The sequence below is a fragment of the Burkholderia sp. Se-20373 genome (assembly GCF_017104705.1).
In the GTDB taxonomy this organism is placed as follows: domain Bacteria; phylum Pseudomonadota; class Gammaproteobacteria; order Burkholderiales; family Burkholderiaceae; genus Burkholderia.
Genome location: NZ_JAAGPH010000342.1, coordinates 1 through 1448 on the forward strand (window position 1 = coordinate 1; position 1448 = coordinate 1448).

General features: G+C 66.9%; 1 protein-coding gene. It reads right to left on the minus strand.

Going from position 1 to position 1448, the window contains the following annotated elements:
* A partial coding sequence (gene pepN / locus G3N96_RS38645; RefSeq protein ID WP_206140486.1) for an aminopeptidase N occupies positions 1 to 1445 on the minus strand: 1445 nt, incomplete at its 3' end.
* Positions 1446 to 1448 lie beyond the last annotated feature (3 nt).

The following is a 1448-nucleotide window of genomic DNA, read 5'->3' on the forward strand; positions in this document are numbered from 1 at the left end:
TCGCGCGCGGCCGGCGATGCGTCGCCGTAGCCCTGCGCGAGCGTGACCGTATAGCGGCGCGCGGCGGCGTCGTACGCGGTGTGCACCGACACGCGCGGCGTGCCGGCCTGGCTGTACCAGCGTTCGAACTGCGCGAGGTCGCGCCCGTTCGCGTCGGCCATCGCGTGACGGAAGTCATCGCAGGTCACGGCGTGCCCGTCGTGGCGCTTGAAGTACAGGTCCATCCCCTTGCGGAAGCCGTCGCGGCCGAACAGCGTCTGGTACATCCGCACGACTTCCGAGCCTTTCTCGTAGACGGTCATCGTGTAGAAGTTGTTGATCTCGACGTAGCTCTCGGGGCGCACCGGATGCGCCATCGGGCCCGCATCCTCGGCGAACTGCAGCTGGCGCAGCACGCGCACGTCCTCGATGCGCTTGACCGCGCGGGCTGCCGATTCGAGGTCGTCGCCCGCGGCCATGTCGGCCGAGAATTCCTGGTCGCGGAACACCGTCAGGCCTTCCTTCAGGCTCAGCTGGAACCAGTCGCGGCAGGTCACGCGGTTGCCGGTCCAGTTGTGGAAGTACTCGTGGCCGACCACCGATTCGATGTTCGCGAAGTCGGTGTCGGTCGCGGTCTCGGGGTTCGCCAGCACGTACTTCGTGTTGAAGATGTTGAGCCCCTTGTTCTCCATCGCGCCCATGTTGAAGTCGCCCACCGCGACGATCATGAAGCGGTCGAGATCGAGCTCGAGGCCGAAGCGCTGCTCGTCCCAGCGGATCGAGTGGATCAGCGAGTCCATCGCGTGACGCGTCTTGTCGAGATCGGCGGGCTCGACCCACACCTGCAGCAGCTTCTCCTTGCCCGAGCCCGACGTGATCGTTTCCTCGATCGCGACGAGCTTGCCCGCGACCAGCGCGAACAGGTAGCTCGGCTTGCGGAACGGGTCTTCCCATTTCGCGAAGTGGCGGCCGTCGGGCAGGTCGCCGGAATCGACGAGGTTGCCGTTCGACAGCAGCACCGGGTACGCGGCCTTGTCGGCGCGCAGCGTCACCGTGTACGACGCCATCACGTCCGGGCGGTCGAGGAAGTAGGTGATGCGGCGGAAACCTTCGGCTTCGCACTGCGTGAAGAAGTTGCCGCTCGACACGTAGAGGCCGGACAGCGTCGTATTCTGGTCGGGTGCGCATGCGCTTTCGAGCGTCAGCTCGAAGGCATCGGGCACGTTCTCGACCGTCAGCCCGTGTTCGTGCGCACGCACGGCGCCATGCGGCGCGCCATCCAGCCAGGCGCCGACGAATTCGAGCGCTTCGCCCATCAGCTCCAGGTGCGGCGCGGGCGCGGCGTCCGGATTGCGGCGCACGCGCATCGTGTTCCTGACGATCGTGCGGGCCGGCGCGAGATCGAATTCGAGCGCGACGGAATCGATGAGGAAGGCCGGCGGCGTGTAGTCGGCGCGGCGGATCACGGT